Raw genomic sequence first — 23,082 nt, 5'->3', positions numbered from 1 at the left:
TGTTGACCGTTTTTGCCAGTGGATTTATCTAGCATAGGTCAAGCTTGTCGAGGTTAGTGTCACCTCGATCAACGCAACACAAGGACAGTAACGCAGTCTGCTACTTTTAGGGATACAACTTAAGACGCAGATAGACGAGTGCGCAGCTGTTGTTGCAACGCATCAAATAGACTATCGACGGTCAACGCGAGTAACGCGATCAACAGCGCACCTTGTAAAACATACGCCATATTGCCATTCACGATACCTGCTATGATCGGGTCGCCTAAGTTACTGGCGCCTACCGTTGCCCCTATAGCCGCTGTGGCAATATTAATGGTTACCGATGTTCGGATACCGGCCAGAATTACTGGTGTGGCTAATGGAAGCTCAACGCGAGTTAATACCTGCCAAGGGGTCATCCCCATGGCAAACGCCGCCTGTTTAAGACTCGCATCTACATCCTGCAGCCCGGCAAGCGTGTTTCGCACAATCGGCAATAAGCCATAGAGCATTAGCGCCACGATAATCGGCAATGTTCCAAAACCCAATACAGGAACCGCCAGGGCAAGCACTGCCACAGGAGGAAATGTCTGACCCAGTGAAGCCAACTGCCCGACAAGGGGTAAGAAGTCTCGTCCCCATTGGCGAGTGACTGCGATGCCGGCCAATACGCCTAGACATATCGTAATGACAGCTGCGATTCCAACAACAAACACGTGCCTTGCCAGCAGAGAAGCAAAATCAGCGCGGGAATAAATCACCTGACGGGCGTCGGGCTCCAGCCAACGAAATACAGGCTCTAACGCCGAGATACCCAATACCCCTATCAGCAGCAAGAGTGCCCAACCAATAGGCCATAGCCAGCGCGGGCCTGCTGCAATCGATGATTCACCACGGTTACGATCACGCTTCACGGTGACTCACCTTGTCTAACTGGGCCTCTTTGACCACTTTGCGCAGCGATAACTCACCAATCGGCATATCATGCTGGTCGACAACCGTCAGCCTATCGCAGTGGTCACGCAGCATCATTGAAAGCGCTTGGCGCAGTGAAAACTCCCCCGGAATACGCGACTGGGCAGGCAGTGTCTGCCCAAGCGATGACATGTGATCTTTGACGCGTGTTAAGGCAGCCTGCTTTAAACCACGCTCCAACCCTCCCAATAGCGACTCAACAAACGGGTCGGCGGGGGCTTGAAGCAGCGCTAGCGGTGACCCCTGCTGCACAATACGCCCTTCGCGCATAACGACTAAATGATCTGCCAGTTTGAGCGCTTCATCCATATCGTGAGTCACGAACACCACGGTTTTATGCAGCCGCGCTTGAAGCTTTGCCAGCTCGTCCTGAAGCTTTTCCCGAGTAATCGGGTCTAGCGCTCCAAAAGGCTCATCCATCAGCAAAATATCAGGATCTGCCGCCAATGCGCGCGCAACGCCTACCCGCTGCGCCTGGCCGCCAGAGAGCTGGTGAGGATACTTATGGGCAAACTCTTCCGTGGGAAGGCCTAATAGACGCATTAACTCTTCGACGCGTGCTTTAACATCAGCGGCAGGCCATTTTAGCAAACGCGGTACCAGCCCAATGTTGTGCGCTACCGTCCAATGGGGAAACAGGCCAGTACTCTGGATCGCATAGCCGATACGGCGGCGAAGCTTAACCGGGTCATAGTGGCCTATTGCCTGTCCGTCGATGATAATGTCGCCGCTACTATGCTCAATCAAACGATTTATCATACGTAGCGTCGTTGATTTTCCGCAGCCTGACGACCCTACCAGCGCACAGAACTTTCCTTTCGCGACGTGTAAGGATATGTCGTCTACCGCTGTGTCTTCGCCAAAGTGCTTCGACACATGGGAAAGCTCTATCATTTATGTCCTCCGGGGCGAAGCGCGTCGGCTAACGCCCCCAAACTAGCATCTACAATAAGTGCCAAGACTAAAATAGGCAGCGCGCCAAGCAACACCATGTCCATAGCCGCTTGGCCCAACCCCTGAAAAATGAACGTGCCAAGCCCACCCGCCCCAATCAACGCAGCAACGGCCGTTAATCCAATCGCTTGAACAGCGGTGATTCGCACGCCTTCTAATAGTATTGGCAGCGCCAAAGGAAATCTTACCTGCCAGAAGCGCTGATACGGACGCATACCCATCGCCTTAGCAGCATCTAAGGTTTCAGGGTCGACTTCATCAAGCGCAATATAAGTATTGCGCACCATGGGTAACAGGCTATAGGCAATGAGCGCCATCAATGCGGGGGTGGCGCCGATACCGCTAACCCCCAACTGGGCTAAAACAGGTACGTTAGCAGCTAGCCAAGCAAGCGGAGCCAGCAGTAGACCAAACAGAGCCAAGCTCGGAATCGTTTGCAGGAAGTTCAGCCATGCAAACGCTATTCGTTGTAGACGTTGGTAACGTCGCATTAGCATAGCGAGCACTAAACCAACTACGATACTAACGCTCACCGCTATGCCGACCAGTACCACATGTTGCAGCATGGCACGATAAAATTGCTGGTCGCGCGCTTGAAACTCCTGAACAAGGGCTAAATTTTCAAGCCATAAGGCGGCACAAAGCAGCCACGCTCCCCCCACGCTGCAGAGCAATAGGGTGGTCCATAAGCGCGACAACCCCAAACGTAAACGCACTTCCACTAGGCACAATAAAAGTAAAAAAAGCACGACCCAATAGGCAGCACCAATACCTAAACGCGCTTGCGGCAGAGTGGGATCAATCAGCCAGTGGCCTGCTACCATAAGCCCGAATGGCATCAATAAGAGTGTCAGGGTAATGATACAGAGCTGAGCATAGCTATGAAGACGGCTTGGCTTAATAGCCAAGCCGCCCATAGCGATAAATAGCAAGGAAACAAGCAGCGCACCGGGCCACCCAATCGCATGTACTAAGCCATAAGATGTACCCGCTACAATTCTATTAGGCGCGACGCTAACAAGACCCAGTAGCCAAGAGGCTCCTAACATAGCGGCACTTAAACATATCAGTACTGAGTTTAAATGCCCATATTGACGGGGTGGCAATGGCAAGGCGTCTATCTGCGACATTCATTAGTCATCCAGGCTATCAAGATAGTCGCTTGCGACTTGATCAGGAGAGAAACCATTCACCGCTACATCAGCGTTCAGCGTTTGCAACGTCACAAGGTCAAGCGTTGCAAATACGTCGTTGAGTAGCGTCTCAATTTCAGGGTAGGCATCCAGCACTTCGGCACGCACCACTGGCGACGGCTGATATACCGGCTGAACCCCCTTAATATCTTCTAAAACAACCAGTCCCAGCGCACTTAAACCACCATCGGTGCCATAGGTCATGGCACCATTAACACCGCTTGTTTGTTGGGCAGCGGCTCGCATAGTAGCCGCCGTATTACCACCGGACAGTACAAGCAGTTGATCATCGCCAAGTTCAAAACCATAAGCATCCTGAAATGCAGGCAATGCCTGAGCGGACTCTACAAATTCTGCACTCGCTGCGAATTTAAACTCGCCGCCTTCGTTAACATAGTCGGCAAGGTCATCAAGGGTCGTTAAGCCGTTGGCCGTCGCCACGTCTTCACGAATACTCATGGCCCAGGTGTTATTAGCGCTAGCAGGCTTCAGCCATATTAGCCCCTGCGCCGCATCGCGCTCTTTAACAGTCTGGTAGGCATCCTCTGCACTATTCCAGACAGGGCTGTCAGTCATATCAAAGAAAAAAGCGCCGTTACCGGTATATTCGGGATAAAGGTTGATTTCTCCCGCTTCAAGCGCACTACGCACAACGCTGGTGCCACCTAGCTGTAGGCGATCTTCTGTAGGCACACCGCCACGCTCTAGCGTTTGAATAATCAGCTCACCCAGCACGGACCCTTCTGTGTCGATTTTGGAGGACACGACAACAGGGTCGCTGGCGTAAGCAGTCGAAAAAGTAATGGCTGATAAGCAAGCGACGATGGTCGGTTTTAGAGTAAAGCGCATAGTGGTCATCCTATTATTTAGCGTCTTGAAGGTATCATCTCAGTATAAGAGCCAACGACATTGACGTCAGACGCCATATCAACGGCGCCTGACATTTACAACGTTTCTATTCAATGCCCTCACTGTCATCACGCTCAACATCGATAACGCTTAAGGCGCTTCAATCACCCAGGTTGTTCCCTCACGGGAATCCTTCAGGATAATACCCAAACTCGCTAGTTCATCTCGAATAGCATCTGCCTGAGCAAAATCTTTATTGGCTTTTGCTTCTTTACGCTGTGCTATTTTGGCCTCAATCTCAGTCTCACTCAGCGCTACCTGCTGCTGATTACCTTTCAAAAAAGTCTGAGGATCTTGCTGCAAAAGCCCTAGCACACCCGCTAGACGTGTTAATTCCGATGCTAAACGCTGCGCTTTTTCTGGCGACTCGCTCTTAGCGCGATTGAGATCCCGCGCCAGATCGAATAATACCGCTAACGCCTCAGGCGAATTGAAGTCGTCATCCATCGCCGTGGTGAAACGCTCAGCATAGCCTGCCTCGTCACCGTCACCGCTAGATGACACTTCCACACCCTCTAATGCTGTGTAAAAGCGCGTCAGCGATTTGCGAGCCTCATGGAGAGAGTCTACCGAGTAGTTAATTGGGCTACGGTAGTGGCTAGCCACTAGCAAGAAACGCACGACTTCCGGATCATGCTCTGCCAACACATCGCGGATGGTAAAAAAGTTACCCAACGATTTTGACATCTTTTCCTGGTTAACCCGCACGGCCCCGGCATGCATCCAGGTGTTGACGTAGGTTTTACCAGTCGCCGCCTCTGATTGGGCAATTTCGTTTTCATGATGAGGAAACGTAAGGTCAGGACCACCACCATGAATATCGAAGGTGTCGCCTAAGCAGCACGTCGACATTGCTGAGCACTCAATGTGCCATCCTGGGCGGCCATTGCCCCAAGGAGAGTGCCAGTGTGCTTCGCCCGGTTTAGCGGCTTTCCAAAGCACAAAATCAAGCGGGTCCTCTTTATGAACATCAACCTCAATCCGAGCACCAGAACGCATATCATCAAGTTGACGATTATTTAGCTTGCCGTAATCAGCGAACTTGCGTACCCGGTAATACACATCCCCATTGGCAGCAGCATAAGCATAGTCTTTCTTAATCAGCGTCTCAATCATGGCAACAATGTCATCGATATGACCTGTCGCCCGAGGCTCATGGCTTGGGGGCAATACACCAAGACGTGCTTCGTCTTCGTGCATTGCCTGAATCATGCGCTCGGTGAGTGTGCTAATCGATTCGTTATTCTCTTCGGCACGCTTGAGAATTTTATCGTCAATGTCGGTGATGTTACGGACATAAGTAACATCATAACCGCGATAACGCAGGTAGCGGGTTATCACATCGAAGGCCACCATGACCCGCGCGTGGCCAAGGTGACAGTAGTCATACACCGTCATGCCGCAGACATACATGCTGACTTTACCCGCCACCAGCGGGGTAAACGGTTCTTTGCGGCGTGTCAGCGTATTATAAATGTGCATATGACGATTCCTTAGCCCTTCTGTTTGATTTTCGCCCAGCTATCTTTCAACCCAACGGTACGATTAAACACCAACTGCCCTGGCTTGGAAGCATGACGGTCAGCGCAGAAATAGCCCACCCGCTCAAACTGGAAACGATCTTCTGGAACAGCATCCGCCAAACTGGGCTCGCCAATGGCGTGGCACACCGCCAAGGAGTCGGGGTTCAGGTGTTCGAGGAAGTCGACATCTTTGTCACGATCCGGCTGTTCAACCGTGAACAAATTGTCATACAAGCGCACTTCCATCGGTACACCATGGGCGGCACTCACCCAGTGAATCACGCCTTTCACCTTGCGGCCTTCAGGGTTTTTACCTAGCGTATCGAAATCCACCGAACAGTGCAGTTCCGTCACGTCACCGGCTTCGTTCTTAACAACGTCATCACAACGAATCACGTAGCTGTTACGCAGGCGGACTTCTTTGCCGGGCGCTAAACGGAAAAACTTTTTGGGCGCGTCTTCCATGAAGTCGTCTTGGTCAATATACAGCTCGCGACTAAACGGCACCTTACGCACCGCCATATCTTCTCGCGCGGGGTGCCCAGGCACGTCATACACTTCTTCATGGTCTTCAGGAACGTTGGTCAGTACCACCTTAAGGGGTTTCAATACGCACATTGCCCGCGGCGCATTGTCCTCAAGATCAGAGCGAATCGCATGCGTTAGCATGGCAATATCCACCAAACCTCCATCGGCGCGCGTAACACCAATCATCTCACAGAACTTGCGAATGGATGCCGGCGTATAGCCGCGACGACGCATACCTGAAATAGTTGGCATACGCGGGTCGTCCCAGCCATCAACAATCTGCTCGTCAACCAGCAGTTTCAGCTTGCGCTTCGAAGTGAGGGTGTAATCCAAATTAAGTCGAGCAAACTCGATTTGGCGCGGCTTGGCGGGAACCGGCAAGTTATTCAAAAACCACTCGTAAAGCGGGCGATGGTCTTCAAACTCTAGCGTACAGATTGAATGGGTAATGCCTTCGATGGCGTCAGACTGACCATGGGTAAAATCGTACGACGGGTAGATTTTCCACTTGTCACCTGTTTGATGGTGGCTGGCATGGCGAATACGGTAAAGGATCGGGTCGCGAAGATTGATATTGGGCGACGCCATATCAATTTTTGCACGCAGTACTTTTTCGCCTTCGCCAAACTCGCCGTTACGCATGCGTTCCAGCAAATCTAGGCTTTCGTCAACGCTGCGCTCGCGGTAAGGACTTGGCTTACCCGGTGCCGTGAGTGTGCCACGGTATTCGCGAATTTCATCTGGCGAAAGATCATCAACGTAAGCTTTGCCCTCGCGAATAAGATGTTGTGCCCACGCATAAAGCTGGTCGAAATAATCAGAAGCAAAGCGAACTGGGCCTGCCCAGTTAAAGCCTAACCAGCTGACGTCCTCTTTGATAGCGTCGATATACGCCTGTTCTTCCTTCGCGGGGTTGGTGTCGTCAAAGCGCAGATGACACTCACCACCTAGCTGCTCTGCCAACCCGAAGTTTAAACAGATCGACTTTGCATGACCGATATGTAAAAAGCCATTAGGTTCGGGAGGAAAGCGCGTCACGATTTTGGTGACCTGGCCGCCCTCTATTTCGTCGCGTACTTGGTTGCGAATGAAGTTCGGCGCTGGGGTGGTCTCGTTGGTCATGGTGGTGTTGATAACCTCATGGTGGATGGCGGGCTAGGCAACCAATGCCTAAGCTATTAGGGTTTGCGCTTCGCGGTGCCAAGCAAAACCGCTATTATAACGTGACGCCGATGCACAGCGCCAAGGCGAACGCCTTTATTGAACAGGAATTTATCTATGATCGTATTACAGACCAACCACGGTGACATCACTATTGCGCTTAATCATGAAAAAGCGCCAAAAACTGCCGCTAATTTTGAGCAATATGTCCGCGATGGTTTTTATGATGGCACTTTGTTTCACCGTGTTATCGATGGCTTTATGGTTCAGGGCGGTGGCTTCGATCAAGATTTTAACCAAAAGCCAACGCGTGATCCGATCGAGAACGAAGCCGACAATGGTTTACAAAACACGGTTGGCACACTGGCAATGGCACGCACTCAAGACCCTCACTCTGCCACAGCGCAGTTCTTTATCAACGTTGGTAACAATAGTTTCTTGAATCATAGTGGTAAAAGTCTTCAAGGCTGGGGATACGCAGTGTTTGGCGAGGTTGTCGACGGCATGGACGTGGTAGACGCCATCCGCGGTGTAAGCACCACACGTCGTGGTATGCATGCTGACGTGCCCGCAGACGATGTCATCATTGAGCGCGCCTATGTAAAAGAAGCCGACTAATTACGGGAGTTCTATGCGCACTCTGCTGATAGCTGATATGCATCTAAGCAGTGATACCCCTGAGATTAATCAGGGGTTTTATCATTACTTAGAGCACACCGCTACTGGGGCTGACGCCCTGTATATTCTAGGCGACCTGTTTGACGCCTGGATCGGAGATGATCTCCTTGACACACCACATCCTCTTAGCGACATTGCCTGGGAAGTGATCAGACGGTTACGCAAATTAAGCAGCAACGGAACTGCGATTTATTTCCTGCACGGCAATCGCGACTTTCTGATTGGCGAGCGCTTTATCAGTGAGTGCCAAGCCTCTCTGCTACCCGAAAGCCAAACGGTGGAACTCCAAGGAGTGCCTGTCGTTATTCTACATGGCGACAGTCTTTGCACTAAAGATGATGCTTACATGGCGTTCCGCCAACAGTCCAGAGATCCTCAGTGGCAAACGCAAATCCTATCCTTACCCCTTGATCAGCGACTGGAGCTTGCCAAGAGTCTGCGTATGCAGTCGGGCGATGACAACGCGAGTAAAGCGGAAGCGATCATGGACGTGACACACGAAGAAGTGGTGGCGCTGATGGCGTACTCTGGTGTCACCACCATGATTCATGGTCACACACACCGGCCAAAGGTACATGACCTGACGGTTGAGGAGGTACCTGCAAAACGTTTTGTTCTTGGTGACTGGGATGTTCACCATGGCTGGGACATTGTCGTTGAACGCACGGCAGAGCATGACGCCATGCCTATTCTGCGTCAATTCACCTTAGCCAACCCACCCTAATACTTAACGTTGCACATCAGCAAAAAACCATCAAAAAAGCCGGCCAAATCAATTTTTGGCCGGCTTTTTGGGTTAATAAAAACGCGTTAATTAACGCTCAATCTTCGCGTCACTACGCAGATCGTCTACCAAGCCCTGAATGATAGACTGGGCGCGGAGTTGTTCAGCCATTTGAGCTACAAAAGAAGTAAGCTGCTCGTCAACTTCGCCTACGGATACGCTATCCAACGCTATGATGGCAACGCCTTCCGGAAGTGACACAGAACGGTAAACGCTATCACCCTCCTGCGGACGCGGCATACGAAACACCTGTTGCACTACCGCCTGGGGAAGCACAGTGTCAGACTGGCGCGATATATTGCTAGCCTCAAGCCAATCAATGTTGCTGGCCTCGCCCGCTTCCACCGCCTCGATCATACGAGCCGCTTCTTGCTCAAGTGCTTCTTGGCGTTGTTGAGCAACAACAGCGTTAGCGACTTCGTCACGCACATCGTCTAGCGTGAGTTGAGTCGTTTCGCGATGCTCCGCAACACGCAGCACAAGGCGACGATCATCATCCAGCTCGATCACTTCGCTGTTATAGCCTTCTTCTAGCACATCAGCACTAAAGGCCTCATCTAGCACCCCCGGCTCTGAAAGCACGCCCTCACCTTCACCGCGTGCTAACCAGTCAGTCTGGTTTAGCGTTAGACCGAGGTCATCCGCTACGCTTTGCAGATCATCGGCAGCAAAACTCTCATCAATTAAGCGCTGAACTTGCTGATTGAACTCATCATTGACTTCACGCAGAGCAACATCTTGCTGAAGTGCCTCACGCTGCTCTTCAAAGGCGGGTGCTACCAGCTCGGTTACCTGAAGGATATGAAATGCACCATCCATTTCCACCAGTTGAGATGTTTCACCTTCATCGAGAGCAAAAGCAGCTTCATCAAAGGCATCACCAAAGAAACCACGACTAATAACCCCTAAGTCGCCGCCTTCCTCAGCACTCGCCGTATCATCTGAATAACGCAGTGCCGTATCGGCGAAAGTTTCACCGCTGTTCAAGGCTTCTAAAGCCTCATTAGCGTGTGCTTGCGCTTCTTGGCGACTGCGCTCTTCGCCAAACGTCACCATAATATGAGAGACACGTCGATCGGCATTGCGATTCTGCTCACGCCACGCATCGCGCAAGCTCTGCTCGTTAACCTCAACGTTTTCCGCCATCGCTTGACGGTCAACTAACACATACTCAACGCGCACCTGCTCAGGACGCTCGAAACGTGCCTGGTTTGCATCGAAATATTCCTGCATTTGCGCTTCAGTAACATTCGCCTCTACGCTTACATCATCGGCATCTAATAAAACATAGCGAAAACTGCGCTGCTGGCGCTGCAATTCAGCTAAGCGTTCCTGCTCGCTTTCCAAGCTAAAGTCGCTAAACGCAAGGCCTTGCTGCAAGTGCTGGCGCTTGATATCGGCACGCAGCTCTTCACGAAACGCCACTGGGGTATATCCTGCACCAGCAAGACGGTTGCGGAATATTTCAGCCGAGAACCGACCATCTTGATCATGAAACTCTGGCAGACCAACAATCATTTGGTCTAGTTGGGCATCGGAGACGAACACACCACCGTCTTCAGCATATTGTGTTAGCAGTTGCTGAGTTATCAACTGGTCAAGGACATCATTACGAAGCGCCCGCTCTTGCTCTGGTGGCACCTGTCCAGAGCGAAGCGCACGTTGTACCTCAAGCTCAACCTGCTGACGCATGATTGGTTCGCCGTTAACGCTCGCCACTTCATTAGGGTCATCGCCAAAGACACTAAACAGCGACTCCACGCCAAAAAGCGCCATGGCAGCCACCATGACACCGATAATTATTTTGGCACCCCAGCTTCTGGAGCCATCTCGAATACTTTGCAGCATGCTAGCCTCAGATCATCACAGCTATCTATCGCCCTAACTATCGGGCCAGAAAAAAACATGGGCGCATCGCGAATGCGATGCGCCCATTAGCTTACAGCAAACGCGAGCCAATTAGTTGACGGCGTCTTTCAGCGCTTTACCGGCTTTGAAGCTGGGGACTTTCGCAGCGCTAATTTCAATCGGCTGGCCGGTCTGCGGATTACGACCAGTACGAGCGGCACGCTCTTTAATTGCGAAAGTACCAAAACCTACCAGTGAAACACTTTCGCCTTTTTTGAGGCTATCGGTGACAGACTCCACCATGGCATCCAATGCGCGGGTTGCCGCTGCTTTAGGAATATCAGCAGACGCGGCAATAGCTTCAATCAGCTCGGACTTATTCACACTTCACCCCTTAACTGTTTCAAAAAAATGGCTCTGAACGGCACTGCCACCGTTAGATACAACTTCAAAGCGTAGCTGTGTTTTATAGCAATGCCTTGAAACCCCTGTCAAGCGACAGTGCCGAGAAATGCCCGCAACTCAAGGTCTTGGGCAAAACTATTAAGTAATGTTAAAACTCAATGGAGTATTAACGCTTAATGGGTACTCGTTACGACGGTTGAATTAAAAGCCGGATCAGAACCTTTCAACGAGACGCTCTCGTCAATTGGATCGTTATGTAGCGCTACGGCCAGTACTTCATCTATCCACTGTACGGGACGGATATCAAGTGCCCCTTTAATATTTTCTGGCACTTCCTTGAGGTCTCGACGATTTTCCTCAGGAATTAAGACCGTCTTTATACCACCGCGACGGGCTGCCAGCAATTTCTCCTTTAACCCCCCAATGGGCATCACTTCGCCACGTAGGTTCACTTCGCCTGTCATGGCCACATCACAACGCACAGGGCGTTGAGTATAGGCAGAGACAATCGCGGTTACCATGGCAATGCCTGCACTTGGGCCATCTTTAGGCGTAGCACCTTCCGGAACGTGAATGTGCAAGTCTTCATTCTCAAACCGTTGCGGATCAATACCATACTCTTTTGCACGCGCCTTAACGACCGTTTGCGCCGCACTCACCGACTCTTTCATAACATCGCCCAGCGAGCCGGTTTTGTTGATACGTCCTTTGCCGGGCGTAACAACAGATTCGATATTCAGCAATTCGCCGCCAACCGATGTCCACGCTAGCCCTGTCACACGACCAACTTGATCTTCCTGCTCAGCCAACCCGTAGCTATAACGGCGCACGCCGGCATAGGCTTCAATATCTTCAGCTGCCAGTACTTGTTGAGCCTGCAGATGGCTACCCTGCTTACCACTCGCTGCCTGCTCGGCTTCTAAACGCTCGCGCAACACCTTACGGCAGACTTTGGCGATCTGACGCTCCAGCTCTCGCACCCCAGCTTCACGGGTGTAATAACGCACTAGTTCTAGCAGAGCATCATCATTGAGCGCCAGCTCTTCTGTTTTGAGGCCATTCGCTTCTTGCTGCTTCGGCAACAAATAGCGCCTAGCGATCGCTAGCTTTTCATCTTCGGTGTAACCCGGCAAACGAATGATTTCCATACGATCCAACAGCGGACCAGGAATATTCATTGAGTTAGCAGTACAGATAAATAGCGTTTCTGACAGATCGTAGTCCAACTCAAGGTAGTGATCACTAAAGCTATTATTTTGCTCAGGATCAAGCACCTCTAGCAGCGCTGATGCAGGGTCACCGCGGTGATCCATACCGAGTTTATCGACTTCATCCAATAAAAACAGTGGGTTCTTAACGCCAGCACGGCTCATCCGCTGCATTAACTTACCCGGCAACGAGCCAATGTAGGTGCGGCGATGACCGCGAATTTCAGATTCGTCACGTACGCCACCTAACGCCAGGCGAACATATTTACGATTCGTGGCCCGTGCGATAGATTGACCAAGAGAGGTTTTACCCACACCTGGTGGGCCCACCAAGCATAATACAGGCCCTTTCATCTTACGCACGCGCTTCTGTACTGCAAGATATTCAAGGATGCGTGCTTTGACTTCTTCTAAGCCGTAATGATCCTGATCCAGCACTTCTTGCGCTTTCACTAAGTCGTGCTTGACGCGGGTACGCTTCTTCCAAGGGACGGCTATTAGCCAGTCTAGGTAAGAGCGAACCACGGTAGCTTCGGCCGAGTTAGCAGCCATCATTTTCAGCTTACTAAGCTCTTGAGTAGCCTTTTCTGCCGCTTCTTTGGGCATTCCAGATGAAGCGATGGCTTGCTCGTATTTTTCGGCCTCATTTGGCACATTATCCAGCTCACCCATCTCTTTCTGGATGGCCTTCATCTGCTCATTGAGGTAATACTCGCGCTGGGTCTTTTCCATCTGCTCTTTCACACGTGAGCGGATGCGCTTTTCAACCTGCAGCAAATCAATTTCGGACTCAATCAGCGCCATTAAATGCTCAATGCGATCACGCACGCGATCCATTTCGAGCAACTCTTGCTTGTCGCCTATTTTTAATGACAAGTGCGCACAGATGGTATCGACCAACCGGCTCGGATCCTCAATTCCAGAAAGCGAATTGAGCACCTCGTTAGGCACTTTTTTGGACAGTTTGACGTATTGCTCAAATTGGTTGAGCAGCACACGTACCAGTGCTTCTTGTTCACGACTGGTTAGCGGCTCACTCTCGCGAGGCACCAAGTAAGCTTGGGTGTAGCCCGTTTCGTGCTCTTCAATATCAATAACATCAGCGCGAAAATTACCTTCAATCAGCACTTTTACAGTGCCATCAGGCAATTTTAGCAGTTGCATGATATCGGCCACGGTGCCCATGGCATAAAGATCAGCGTTATCGGGCTCATCCTGGGAGGCCTCACGCTGAGCCACCAGCAGCACACGTTTGTCGGCCTCCATCGCCGCTTCCAACGCTTGGATGGACTTCTCACGACCAACAAAAAGTGGAATAACCATTTGCGGGTACACAACCACGTCCCGCAAAGGCAACAGGGGTAGACATTGTGTCTGATCGGCGTTCTGCTGCATCGCAGACGTTCCTCAAAATCGGATGAGTACTTGAAAGGGTACTTAGCCAAGTACCTCACAGTATGAAAAGCATGGCGCTAGGGCGCTGAGCAGCTAGGCAAACATTTCATGAATAACTTATGAATAACAAGGGGTCGCCTAGGCGACCCCTTGGTTTGGCGCAAGCGGTAAAAGCTAGGCCGTGGCGTGCACGTCGGGACTAGCCGTCGGTGCCATCAACACGAGCGTCTTCCTGCTGCGAATAGATCAGTAGTGGCTCACTTTCACCTGCAATCACTGAACTATCAATCACCACTTTGCTAACACCTTCAAGCGAAGGAATCTCGTACATGGTGTCTAGCAGCACAGACTCAAGGATAGATCGCAAACCTCGCGCGCCAGTCTTACGCTCCATTGCCTTGGTAGCAACAGCACGCAGCGCTTCGTCTCTAAACTCGAGCGTCACATCTTCCATTTCAAAGAGCTTGGCGTACTGCTTAACCAGCGAGTTTTTAGGCTCGGTTAAGATCTGTACCAACGCATCTTCGTTTAGCTCCGTGAGCGTCGCAATCACGGGCAGACGTCCAACAAACTCAGGAATTAAACCAAATTTCACTAAATCATCTGGTTCTACGTCGGCCAGTAACTCACCTACACCACGTGAAGACTCTTTGCTCTTCACGCTAGCATTGAAACCAATGCCGCCTTTCTCAGCACGGTCACGGATAACTTTATCAAGACCCGCAAAAGCGCCACCCACAATAAACAGCATGTTGGCCGTATTGACCTGAACAAACTCTTGCTGGGGATGTTTACGACCACCCTGCGGCGGCACGGATGCTGTTGTGCCTTCAATCAACTTGAGTAGTGCCTGCTGGACACCCTCGCCCGACACATCACGTGTGATGGAAGGGTTATCAGACTTGCGCGAAATCTTATCGATTTCATCGATATAAACAATGCCTCGCTCAGCCTTTTCGACGTCGTAATCACACTTCTGCAGAAGCTTTTGGATGATGTTTTCAACATCCTCACCCACATAACCCGCTTCTGTCAGTGTAGTGGCATCGGCAATGGTAAAAGGTACATTCAATAACCGCGCCATGGTTTCCGCCAACAGTGTTTTACCACTACCGGTAGGACCAATGAGCAGAATATTTGATTTACCTAGTTCTACATCGCCTTCGCGCACTTCCGTCTTAAGACGCTTGTAGTGGTTATAAACCGCTACAGATAGCACCATTTTGGCGCGATCTTGTCCGATGACATAGTCGTCTAACGTATGACGTATTTCGCGAGGCGTAGGTAAACGCTCTTCATCGCTCTCGGCATCGGCTTCGAGAACTTCTTCGCGAATGATGTCATTACATAAGTCGACACACTCATCGCAGATATATACGGACGGGCCTGCAATTAGCTTACGTACTTCGTTTTGATTCTTACCACAAAACGAGCAGTATAAAAGCTTGCCACCTTCGTCCTTGCCTTTGCCGTCGGCCATTCGCGTACCTCTATCACTGCGGCGGCTTACGCCGCCGGAAAAGCTCGTTAGAAAAGCAGAATCCTACCACGCTATCAGGATGTAGGCCGCTTATCCAGCACTGCGTCAATCAAGCCATATTCTTGGGCTTTAGTGGCGCTCATAAAGTTGTCACGGTCAGTATCCCGAGCAACAGTATCAAGTTCTTGACCAGTATGATGGGCTAAAATCTGGTTCAGTTTTTCACGAATACCTAAAATCTCACGGGTGTGGATCTCGATATCAGACGCTTGGCCTTGATAGCCACCCAGCGGCTGGTGAATCATCACACGGGAATTAGGCAAACAATAACGCTTACCTGCTGCGCCTGCTGTCAGCAACAGTGCACCCATGCTAGCTGCTTGACCAATACATACGGTCGACACATCAGGCTTAATAAACTGCATGGTGTCGTAGATAGACATACCTGCCGTAACAGACCCACCAGGCGAATTAATGTAAAGGTGAATATCTTTATCAGGGTTCTCTGACTCAAGAAACAGCAGCTGCGCCACCACTAAGTTCGCCATGTAATCTTCAACTGGTCCAACCAGGAAAATAACACGCTCTTTTAGCAGGCGTGAGTAGATGTCATAGGCTCTTTCCCCTTTGGCGCTCTGCTCAACCACCATGGGCACTAAACCGCCGGCGTTTTGAATATCAAACTCACTCATTCGTGATTCCTTGCGTCCGGTAAGGGAAAGCGCACCCACATGGGATGCGCCACGCGATGAAGTTAAGCGCTAGCTTGTTCGCTTTCTTCAACACCTTCATCTTGCTCGGCCTGTTGCTGAGCCGCTGCCAATGCCTGCTGGTAAGACATTTCAACGTCTTTAACGTTCGTCTGCTCCAGCAGCTTATCAACAGCCTTCTCTTCCAGGATGGCAGACTTCACTTGGGTTTTGAGCTGCTCATTACCCATGTAGTATTCAACCACTTCGGAAGGATCCTGATACTGCTCTGCCAGCTCTTCAACCTTAGCCTTAATTGCATCATCATCAGCGTCTAACTCATTCGCCTTGATAACCTCGGCCAGCAGCAATCCTACCTGGACGCGGCCTTTCGCTTGCGCTTCGAAGAGTTCATTCGGCAGCTGGCTGACATCAAAGTCCTCGCCCAGACCGAACTGCTGTGCTGCCTGACGCTTCATGCCATCAGTTTCTTGCTGAACAAGCGCACTTGGCACAGGAATATCGTTCGCTTTTTTCAGCGCATCCAACACCTGCTGCTTAACACGGTTATCCACCGCTTGGGCCGCTTCGCGAGTCATGTTCTTTTTGATTTCAGCGCGGAATTTCTCTTCATCGCCATCGTCAACACCAAAGCGCGCAATAAACTCAGCGTCTACGGCCGGCAGCGTTTGGCTACTGACTTTATGAACGGTGACTTTAAAGGTGGCTTCCTGGCCTGCAAGATGCTCTGCTTGGTAATCTTCAGGGAAGGTAACAGTGATGGTTTTCTCATCACCCGCCTTCGCACCGATCAACTGCTCTTCAAAGCCTGGGATGAAGCTGTTGGAGCCAATAACTAAAGCATGGCCCTCAGCACTTCCACCTTCAAACGGCTCATCACCCAGGAAGCCCTGGAAGTCGATGGTAACTTGATCGCCATCAGCAGCAGCGGCGTCTACTTCTTCCCACGCAGCATTTTGCTTACGCAGTGTATCGATCATTTCGTCGACATCAGCATCGCTAACCGTCACTACCGGACGCTCAACTTCAGTGCCTTCGATAGACGCAAGCTCAACCTGCGGGTAGATTTCCATAACTGCCACAAACTCTAGGTCTTTGCCAGTTTGGTTTACTTTTGGCTCAATCTGGGGAAAACCGGCAGGATTAAGGCCTTCTTCCGTGATGGCACGCACATAGCGCTCACGCATCACTTCACCTACCACCTCATTGCGCACGCTGTCGCCATAGCGCTGACGAACTACAGCCATCGGCACTCGGCCTTGGCGAAAACCATTCAGGCGAACGTTTTTCGCGGTGTCTACTAAGCGAGCGCTGACGGCCTCGTCGATTTCGGCGGCCGGCACCTGAATAGTGATACGGCGTTCGATCTGGGAGGTCGTCTCGACGGAAACTTGCATGAATTGTCCTCTAGCGGCTGGGCGTTATGTTGATTGCGTAAAATAAGTACAAGGGGGCAATTTTAAGAACCCTAGCGCATCGTGGCAAGCGCCATGCTCGCAAGATGGGGGCATAACCCGCAAATACAAGGGTAATCACTAGCAAAACGACCATTTTAGGTCGTTTTTTGACCACAATGCAGTCAAAATTATTTTTAAACGTTAGATGAAGCCTTGTAGCCTGGCGATCACAGCTAAAATAGTGGCCTTTAATCGCGTTTTGCCCACCACAAAGAAACAGCATGAAATAGCAGACCACAGGTTGCTGCGTGGGAAATAAACACTTGCCAGCTAATCCAGTCAGTGAACAGACCATGCCATGCCCCCATTACCAGGGCACCCATCAGCAGCATAAATAGCAAGCGCTGACATAATTTCGGCAGCGCTTTTCGTGCGTCAACCGACAGCATTTTCCACTGAACAGCGGCAGCACCTACCACAATGGCTAGCGCAATAAGTAACAATGCCTGGCGTGTTTCATGCCCTTCTACCATGTAACGAGGTATCGCGGCCAACATCACAATACAAAGTCCGAGGGCAACGCTAATACGCTCTGGAGAAAAAGGGACTCGCTGCATGGCTAAGCAACCTTCAGTTGCTGAGACTCAATCCACTCTTCTACCCACGGAATAGCGGCGTCATCTGCCATAAAGGTTTCCATAGCATCCACTTCCAGCCGCTCACCTAAACGCGTCGCACCATGATCCTCTAATAACGCATCGAGCGCTCTTCCCGCTCCACAGAACGTATCTCCGTATGAGCTATCGCCCAACGCAATCAATCCATAGCGCAACGAGGTAAGCGAGGGACTTTTTTCCTGCAGCCCGCGCACAAAAGAAACAAAATTCCCTGGGTAATCTCCACTGCCCGTGGTTGATACACAAAACAGCGTAAGATCTTGGCTATTGGTCAAATCGTCAATCGTCGGCTGCTCAGAAATATCAACCTTGTAGCCAGCCTGCTCAAATAACGGCTTTACTTGCTCTGCGACATCTAGCGCGCCACCGTACATTGTACCGACTAGAATCGTTAGCGTTGGCATGGCCTACTCCTCTGCAATAGTGTCGCACTGTGCTTTGTTCAGTCGACAAATACCCGATGAATTTGGTCAAATATTAACACGACTCGCAAAAACGACACACGCCTTCTCATGGGGCACTATCAATCATTTAGTAGGAAATCTTATGCAGCAGCTCTTTGAAGCATGGATAACACCGATCATGGTCGGTGGCTTAATCGTGTTTATGTGCTTTATTATTTGGGACTTAGCTAAGAAATCCAACGCAGGGAAGTTCGGCACGATCATGCTTTTTGTCGTTCTGGGTGCTGGCATGCTGGGTTATGTCATTAAGGTAGTGATCACTTGGCTCATTGAAGGACGTGGACTTTAGTCCGAAATTAAAAAGGAGCACCCGAAGGTACTCCTTTTCATTTGCTACCATTCTGGGCATCAGCTCAGCACAACTGCTCGACACACTTAGCCACCGATCAGCGCGTTTAAACTTCCGCCACCCGCAAGTTAGCTGCTTGTATAACGCTCTACCTGCTGCTTTAGTTTTTGACCGGGACGAAAAGTAACAACGCGCCGTGCAGAAATGGGAATCTCTTCACCTGTCTTGGGGTTACGCCCCGGTCTTTCGCGCTTATCACGCAAATCGAAATTGCCGAAACCCGATAGCTTAACCTGCTCGTTTTCGCGCAAGCAGGCACGGATCTCTTCAAAAAAAGCCTCAACCATGGCTTTTGCTTCTCGCTTCGACAGCGCGAGCTCAGTGTGTAAATGTTCTGCTAGCTCTGCTTTGGTCAACGCACCCATAAGGCCCCCTCCATGTAGCAAACGCATTGCCAAGAACGTGATAAGCGTCGTGTCATGGCATTATTTAATTATTCACGTAACTATCCACCAAACCTAGTCGCAAATCCTATCCACAAATCCTATCCACGTAGCTCAGCATCTAATTCTGTTCGCACTTGCGATACGATAGAATCTACCAACAGGTTGATTTCATCGTCATTTAGCGTGCGTGATCCGTGCTGCCACGTCAAGCCCAATGCAATACTCTTACAACCATCAGCTACGCCCTTACCAGCATAGACATCAAATAGCTTAATGTCTTTTAAGTAATCGCCAGCTTGTGCTTTTGCACAATCAAGTAGCGCCTGAACCGGTATCTCTGCCTTAACAGTGAAAGCCAAGTCACGGCGAACTTCCGGATAACGTGACAGCGGCTCAAAAGCCGGGATGAGACCCTCGCTCAGCGCATCTAAGCGAACCTCAAACATGACGGCATCAACTTTCAGCCCTAGCTTAGCTCGTACCTGAGGATGCAAGGTGCCAATCCAACCGGCTGGCTGACCATTATGCAACAGCCTTGCTGTTTGCCCAGGATGTAGCGAAGGATGCTCACCCGGCTCAAAACGCCAAGCATCCAGCGCGCCACCAAGCGCCAGCAGGCTTTCTAAATCGCCTTTTAGATCGTAAAAATCGACTTGGGCTTTAGCCCCGCACCAACCTTCAGCTTCACGACCTCCGCATACCAGCGCTCCCATCATCGGGACTTGCGAAAGGTTGTCCAAATGGCCATTAAATACCAAGCCAGTTTCAAACAATCTGACACGGGTTTGCTGCCGGTTCAGGTTATGCTCAAGCGCACGCACTAAGCCAGGGAACAGACTGGCCCGCATCACCGACAGATCTGACGAAATCGGATTCGCCAACACTGGTGAAATAGCGTCCGGCAACATCACCGCCTGGAGATCAGGCGCAACAAAGCTGTAAGTTATCGCTTCCTGAAAACCGCGAGCTACCATTTGGTTACGCAGCTGGGCTTGGGTTAGCACCGCCTCGTTAGCCGGACGCAGTGCCAAACGCGCCGCAGGGCGCCGAACAGGCAGGTTGTTGTAACCATGAACCCTAGCAATCTCTTCAATGAGATCTTCTTCGATCGCCACATCAAAACGCCAGCTTGGCGCTGTGACTGACCAGCCATCTGCCTGCTTATCAACTGCAAGCCCTAAACGCTGCAGAATGTCAGTTACATCTTCAGCCGGCAGCCGCTTCGAAAGCGCGCTCTCTAAACGCGCCTCGCGCAATACAATGTTACGGGGTGCTGGCAGGTGTTCGTCACTGGACGACTCAGTAACAGGGCCAGCCTGACCACCACATATCTCCATTAGAAGCTGAGTGGCACGCTCAATCGCCACACTGGCAAGCGCCGGATCAACGCCACGTTCAAATCGATGTGATGCATCCGTATGGAGACCGTAAGAACGCGCCTGCCCTGCGATAGCCAGCGGCGTAAAATAGGCAGCTTCCAAGAAAATCGTATCGGTCTTCTCACTTACCCCTGAGTTCTCGCCCCCCATAACGCCTGCCATTGCTAGAGGACCTTCATCATCAGCAATAACCAGCGTTTCAGGTCTTAGCGCTACTTCCTGACCGTCCAATAAGGTCAGGCGCTCTTCATTACGCGCCAAGCGAACGGTAATACCGCCGTGAAGGTTGTAGCGATCAAACGCATGCAACGGCTGGCCTAGCTCCAGCATCACGTAGTTAGTCACATCAACGGCAGGGTCAATGGAACGAACACCGCTACGCCGGAGACGCTCTACCATCCACAGCGGGGTTTCGACGCTAATATCGACACCTTTAATAATGCGGCCCAGGTAGCGTGGGCACTGCTCCGGCGCTTCAATACGCGCTGAAAAAGTATCGTCAATACTGGCTTCAATGGCCGCAATCTCAGGCCCACTCACCGGAAGACGATTGAGCACACCCACTTCTCGAGCCAGCCCCTTGATACTTAGGCAGTCACCACGATTCGGCGTGAGATCAACCTCAATGGTCATGTCATCGAGCTGCATATACTCTCGAAAACTTAGACCTATCGGCGCAGAGGCGGGCAGCACAAAAATCCCAGGAGACGTCTCTTCCTCAAGGCCTAGCTCTGAGGCCGAGCAAATCATTCCGCGTGACTCAACACCACGCAATTTGGCTTTTTTGATCTTAAAGTCGCCCGGCAGAATGCCACCCACCTGAGCAAACGGAATTTTTTGACCAATATCGACATTGGCAGCGCCACAAACAACCTGCACAGGCTCACCGGTACCATCATTAACAGTACATACGTTGAGCTTATCAGCATCTGGGTGCTTCTCTTTAGTCAGCACCTCTGCAACCACTACGCCACTAAACGCGGACGCAACGGCCTCGATAGCATCGACCTCAAGGCCTGCCATGGTAATTTGATCAGCAATTGCCTGTGTATCAAGCTGCGGAGCCACCCAGTCACGCAGCCACTGTTCTGAAAATTTCATATTGATTCCCGTCGTTGGCAGCGGTCTTAGGTAAATTGGCGAAGAAAACGCAGATCGTTCTCAAAGAACAAACGTAGATCATTGACACCGTAGCGCAGCATCGCAAGCCGCTCGGCGCCCATACCAAACGCAAACCCTGTGTAGCGCTCAGTATCAATACCCGAATGCCTGAACACCTCGGGATGCACCATCCCACAGCCCATAACCTCCAACCAGCCGCTATGCGAGCAGACACGACAACCATCACCGCTACACATCACGCACTGAATATCGACCTCTGCGGAGGGCTCAGTGAATGGAAAGTAAGAGGGGCGGAAGCGCACTGAAAGATCATCGCGTTCAAAAAATGCTTGGAGAAAATCTTCAATAGTTCCCTTAAGATCTGCAAAGCTCACACCTTCGTCAACCAACAGACCTTCCACTTGGTGGAACATTGGGGTGTGGGTGAGATCTGAATCACTACGGTAGACACGACCAGGGCAAACAATACGGATCGGCGGCTCACTACTTTTCATGGTACGTACTTGAACTGGCGATGTGTGAGTACGTAACAAGCGTGTAGCATCGAAATAGAAGGTATCTGCCATACCACGCGCAGGGTGATGAGCGGGTATATTTAGCGCTTCGAAATTATGGTAGTCATCTTCAATTTCTGGCCCCACCGCCACATCGTAGCCAATCCTGGTAAACAAGCCTTCAATACGCTCAAGCGTGCGAGTGACGGGATGCAGGCCGCCATTCTCTTGACCGCGGCCAGGCAGTGTCACGTCAATTTTTTCAGCTGCCAAGCGAGCATTAAGCGCTTCGCTTTCAAGCTGCTGACGCCTTGTATCAATTTCAGCTGCCAGGGTCTGTTTCGCCTGATTAATTTGCTCACCGGCGGCAGGACGCTCTTCTGCTGATAGCTTTCCTAAGCCTTTCAACAAGGCCGTCACTTCGCCTTTTTTACCCAAGTAACGTACGCGCAACTCATCTAGAGCAGGGACACTTTGCGCCGCATGAATAGCATCGCGAGCCTCTGACACCAGAGTAGGAAGATGGTCCATCCGATTCACTCCGAATTAAGCGATTTCCATCTCTAAAGATGGCTGGCATGTTGAAGGTGACAAAAAAACAGGGGAAGAGCGGCTGCTCTTCCCCTGCATGGGTCACACTGAAATGACCTCTGACACGTCACACTGATCTAACTCAGTGTAATGTGACTTATTGGGCAGCCTTGGCTTTTTCCACGATAGCCGCAAATGCAGCTTTCTCGTGTACTGCCAGGTCGGCCAATACTTTGCGGTCAATTTCAATACCGGCTTTCTTCAGACCGCCAACAAAGCGGCTGTAAGACATGCCATTGATGCGCGCACCAGCGTTAATACGCTGAATCCACAAAGCGCGGAATTGACGCTTGCGGTTGCGGCGGTCACGGTAAGCATACTGACCGGCTTTGATAACAGCCTGCTTGGCTACGCGGAAAACACGCGAACGGGCTCCGTAGTAACCTTTAGCCTGCTTCAATACTTTTTTATGGCGACGACGGGCAACTACGCCACGCTTAACACGAGTCATAACACACTCCTGACTTTATGACTGAGGCTAAATGCACTC

The 23,082-nt window shown here is 51.0% G+C and carries 21 protein-coding genes; 3 read left to right on the top strand and 18 right to left on the bottom strand.

Annotated features, from left to right (window positions below; all coding sequences use genetic code 11):
• Window positions 1-119: 119 nt before the first annotated feature.
• The 6 genes from INT21_RS03425 to INT21_RS03400 form a co-directional block, all read right to left on the bottom strand.
• Window positions 120-896 carry an ABC transporter permease gene (locus INT21_RS03425; RefSeq protein ID WP_193084850.1) on the bottom strand — a complete coding sequence of 259 codons (777 nt, stop codon included), beginning with the start codon at window positions 894-896 and terminating at the stop codon, window positions 120-122.
• Window positions 886-1,851, bottom strand: coding sequence for an ABC transporter ATP-binding protein (locus INT21_RS03420; RefSeq protein WP_193084849.1), 966 nt, complete (start codon window positions 1,849-1,851; stop codon window positions 886-888). Before INT21_RS03420 ends, INT21_RS03425 begins: the two co-directional genes overlap by 11 nt.
• Window positions 1,848-3,041 carry an ABC transporter permease gene (locus INT21_RS03415; protein ID WP_193059789.1) on the bottom strand — a complete coding sequence of 398 codons (1,194 nt, stop codon included), beginning with the start codon at window positions 3,039-3,041 and terminating at the stop codon, window positions 1,848-1,850. The genes INT21_RS03420 and INT21_RS03415 overlap by 4 nt, the downstream gene beginning before the upstream one ends.
• Before the next feature lie 3 nt (window positions 3,042-3,044).
• The gene (gene osmF / locus INT21_RS03410; RefSeq protein ID WP_193059788.1) at window positions 3,045-3,953 is read right to left on the bottom strand and encodes a glycine betaine ABC transporter substrate-binding protein OsmF; all 909 of its coding nucleotides are present in this window, start codon (window positions 3,951-3,953) and stop codon (window positions 3,045-3,047) included.
• 150 nt (window positions 3,954-4,103) lie between these two features.
• Complete coding sequence (cysS, locus tag INT21_RS03405; RefSeq protein WP_193084848.1) at window positions 4,104-5,495, bottom strand: cysteine--tRNA ligase; 1,392 nt, start codon at window positions 5,493-5,495, stop codon at window positions 4,104-4,106.
• 11 nt (window positions 5,496-5,506) lie between these two features.
• Window positions 5,507-7,186 carry a glutamine--tRNA ligase/YqeY domain fusion protein gene (locus INT21_RS03400; RefSeq protein ID WP_038483956.1) on the bottom strand — a complete coding sequence of 560 codons (1,680 nt, stop codon included), beginning with the start codon at window positions 7,184-7,186 and terminating at the stop codon, window positions 5,507-5,509.
• Between the two features lie 156 nt (window positions 7,187-7,342).
• Between INT21_RS03400 and INT21_RS03395 the strand changes: the two genes are divergently transcribed.
• Window positions 7,343-7,843, top strand: a complete 501-nt coding sequence (locus tag INT21_RS03395; protein ID WP_038483952.1) for a peptidylprolyl isomerase — start codon at window positions 7,343-7,345, stop codon at window positions 7,841-7,843.
• Window positions 7,844-7,856: 13 nt separating this feature from the next.
• Entirely contained in the window at window positions 7,857-8,627 is a 771-nt protein-coding gene (locus tag INT21_RS03390) for a UDP-2,3-diacylglucosamine diphosphatase (RefSeq protein WP_193084847.1), read from the top strand.
• 90 nt (window positions 8,628-8,717) lie between these two features.
• Here INT21_RS03390 and INT21_RS03385 read toward each other — a convergent pair whose 3' ends face one another.
• The 8 genes from INT21_RS03385 to INT21_RS03350 form a co-directional block, all read right to left on the bottom strand.
• A complete protein-coding gene (locus INT21_RS03385; RefSeq protein WP_193059785.1) occupies window positions 8,718-10,535 on the bottom strand; it encodes a SurA N-terminal domain-containing protein in 1,818 nt (605 codons plus the stop codon).
• Between the two features lie 111 nt (window positions 10,536-10,646).
• Complete coding sequence (locus INT21_RS03380; protein WP_009724302.1) at window positions 10,647-10,919, bottom strand: HU family DNA-binding protein; 273 nt, start codon at window positions 10,917-10,919, stop codon at window positions 10,647-10,649.
• A 194-nt stretch (window positions 10,920-11,113) separates the two neighbouring features.
• Window positions 11,114-13,543: an endopeptidase La gene (lon, locus tag INT21_RS03375; RefSeq protein ID WP_038483943.1), complete on the bottom strand. Its 2,430-nt coding sequence runs from the start codon at window positions 13,541-13,543 to the stop codon at window positions 11,114-11,116.
• Between the two features lie 199 nt (window positions 13,544-13,742).
• Window positions 13,743-15,023: an ATP-dependent Clp protease ATP-binding subunit ClpX gene (gene clpX / locus INT21_RS03370; protein WP_038483940.1), complete on the bottom strand. Its 1,281-nt coding sequence runs from the start codon at window positions 15,021-15,023 to the stop codon at window positions 13,743-13,745.
• A gap of 74 nt (window positions 15,024-15,097) precedes the next feature.
• Entirely contained in the window at window positions 15,098-15,715 is a 618-nt protein-coding gene (clpP, locus tag INT21_RS03365) for an ATP-dependent Clp endopeptidase proteolytic subunit ClpP (RefSeq protein ID WP_089038315.1), read from the bottom strand.
• A gap of 62 nt (window positions 15,716-15,777) precedes the next feature.
• On the bottom strand, window positions 15,778-17,130 hold the full coding sequence (gene tig / locus INT21_RS03360; protein ID WP_089038316.1) for a trigger factor: 1,353 nt from the start codon (window positions 17,128-17,130) through the stop codon (window positions 15,778-15,780).
• A gap of 248 nt (window positions 17,131-17,378) precedes the next feature.
• Window positions 17,379-17,747 (bottom strand): hypothetical protein, encoded by a 369-nt coding sequence (locus INT21_RS03355; RefSeq protein ID WP_089038317.1) that lies wholly within the window; start codon window positions 17,745-17,747, stop codon window positions 17,379-17,381.
• A 2-nt stretch (window positions 17,748-17,749) separates the two neighbouring features.
• Complete coding sequence (locus INT21_RS03350; RefSeq protein WP_193059784.1) at window positions 17,750-18,211, bottom strand: flavodoxin domain-containing protein; 462 nt, start codon at window positions 18,209-18,211, stop codon at window positions 17,750-17,752.
• Window positions 18,212-18,353: 142 nt separating this feature from the next.
• On the opposite strand from INT21_RS03350, the gene INT21_RS03345 reads away from it, so the two are divergent.
• A complete protein-coding gene (locus INT21_RS03345; protein WP_038483925.1) occupies window positions 18,354-18,560 on the top strand; it encodes a DUF2788 domain-containing protein in 207 nt (68 codons plus the stop codon).
• 128 nt (window positions 18,561-18,688) lie between these two features.
• On the opposite strand, the gene INT21_RS03340 is transcribed toward INT21_RS03345, so the two are convergent.
• From INT21_RS03340 to rplT, 4 genes are all read right to left on the bottom strand, one after another.
• Window positions 18,689-18,985 carry an integration host factor subunit alpha gene (locus tag INT21_RS03340; RefSeq protein WP_009724294.1) on the bottom strand — a complete coding sequence of 99 codons (297 nt, stop codon included), beginning with the start codon at window positions 18,983-18,985 and terminating at the stop codon, window positions 18,689-18,691.
• A 119-nt stretch (window positions 18,986-19,104) separates the two neighbouring features.
• Window positions 19,105-21,486 (bottom strand): phenylalanine--tRNA ligase subunit beta, encoded by a 2,382-nt coding sequence (pheT, locus tag INT21_RS03335; RefSeq protein ID WP_193059783.1) that lies wholly within the window; start codon window positions 21,484-21,486, stop codon window positions 19,105-19,107.
• 26 nt (window positions 21,487-21,512) lie between these two features.
• The gene (gene pheS / locus INT21_RS03330; protein ID WP_193084846.1) at window positions 21,513-22,532 is read right to left on the bottom strand and encodes a phenylalanine--tRNA ligase subunit alpha; all 1,020 of its coding nucleotides are present in this window, start codon (window positions 22,530-22,532) and stop codon (window positions 21,513-21,515) included.
• 157 nt (window positions 22,533-22,689) lie between these two features.
• Entirely contained in the window at window positions 22,690-23,043 is a 354-nt protein-coding gene (gene rplT / locus INT21_RS03325) for a 50S ribosomal protein L20 (RefSeq protein ID WP_009097607.1), read from the bottom strand.
• Window positions 23,044-23,082 lie beyond the last annotated feature (39 nt).

It is taken from the genome of Halomonas sp. 3F2F (assembly GCF_014897805.1).
In the GTDB taxonomy this organism is placed as follows: domain Bacteria; phylum Pseudomonadota; class Gammaproteobacteria; order Pseudomonadales; family Halomonadaceae; genus Vreelandella.
This window is presented reverse-complemented; position numbering and strand designations above follow the sequence as displayed.

What these genes read in the sequence shown, in the direction of transcription:
- tig (WP_089038316.1), bottom strand. Translation starts at nt 17,130, where the DNA reads ATGCAAGTTTCCGTCGAGACGACCTCCCAGATCGAACGCCGTATCACT.
- INT21_RS03395 (WP_038483952.1), top strand. Translation starts at nt 7,343, where the DNA reads ATGATCGTATTACAGACCAACCACGGTGACATCACTATTGCGCTTAAT.
- INT21_RS03350 (WP_193059784.1), bottom strand. Translation starts at nt 18,211, where the DNA reads ATGCCAACGCTAACGATTCTAGTCGGTACAATGTACGGTGGCGCGCTA.
- INT21_RS03390 (WP_193084847.1), top strand. Translation starts at nt 7,857, where the DNA reads ATGCGCACTCTGCTGATAGCTGATATGCATCTAAGCAGTGATACCCCT.
- INT21_RS03385 (WP_193059785.1), bottom strand. Translation starts at nt 10,535, where the DNA reads ATGCTGCAAAGTATTCGAGATGGCTCCAGAAGCTGGGGTGCCAAAATA.
- INT21_RS03340 (WP_009724294.1), bottom strand. Translation starts at nt 18,985, where the DNA reads ATGGGTGCGTTGACCAAAGCAGAGCTAGCAGAACATTTACACACTGAG.
- clpP (WP_089038315.1), bottom strand. Translation starts at nt 15,715, where the DNA reads ATGAGTGAGTTTGATATTCAAAACGCCGGCGGTTTAGTGCCCATGGTG.
- INT21_RS03420 (WP_193084849.1), bottom strand. Translation starts at nt 1,851, where the DNA reads ATGATAGAGCTTTCCCATGTGTCGAAGCACTTTGGCGAAGACACAGCG.
- pheT (WP_193059783.1), bottom strand. Translation starts at nt 21,486, where the DNA reads ATGAAATTTTCAGAACAGTGGCTGCGTGACTGGGTGGCTCCGCAGCTT.
- INT21_RS03400 (WP_038483956.1), bottom strand. Translation starts at nt 7,186, where the DNA reads ATGACCAACGAGACCACCCCAGCGCCGAACTTCATTCGCAACCAAGTA.
- clpX (WP_038483940.1), bottom strand. Translation starts at nt 15,023, where the DNA reads ATGGCCGACGGCAAAGGCAAGGACGAAGGTGGCAAGCTTTTATACTGC.
- osmF (WP_193059788.1), bottom strand. Translation starts at nt 3,953, where the DNA reads ATGCGCTTTACTCTAAAACCGACCATCGTCGCTTGCTTATCAGCCATT.
- pheS (WP_193084846.1), bottom strand. Translation starts at nt 22,532, where the DNA reads ATGGACCATCTTCCTACTCTGGTGTCAGAGGCTCGCGATGCTATTCAT.
- rplT (WP_009097607.1), bottom strand. Translation starts at nt 23,043, where the DNA reads ATGACTCGTGTTAAGCGTGGCGTAGTTGCCCGTCGTCGCCATAAAAAA.
- INT21_RS03345 (WP_038483925.1), top strand. Translation starts at nt 18,354, where the DNA reads ATGCAGCAGCTCTTTGAAGCATGGATAACACCGATCATGGTCGGTGGC.
- INT21_RS03355 (WP_089038317.1), bottom strand. Translation starts at nt 17,747, where the DNA reads ATGCAGCGAGTCCCTTTTTCTCCAGAGCGTATTAGCGTTGCCCTCGGA.
- lon (WP_038483943.1), bottom strand. Translation starts at nt 13,543, where the DNA reads ATGCAGCAGAACGCCGATCAGACACAATGTCTACCCCTGTTGCCTTTG.
- cysS (WP_193084848.1), bottom strand. Translation starts at nt 5,495, where the DNA reads ATGCACATTTATAATACGCTGACACGCCGCAAAGAACCGTTTACCCCG.
- INT21_RS03415 (WP_193059789.1), bottom strand. Translation starts at nt 3,041, where the DNA reads ATGTCGCAGATAGACGCCTTGCCATTGCCACCCCGTCAATATGGGCAT.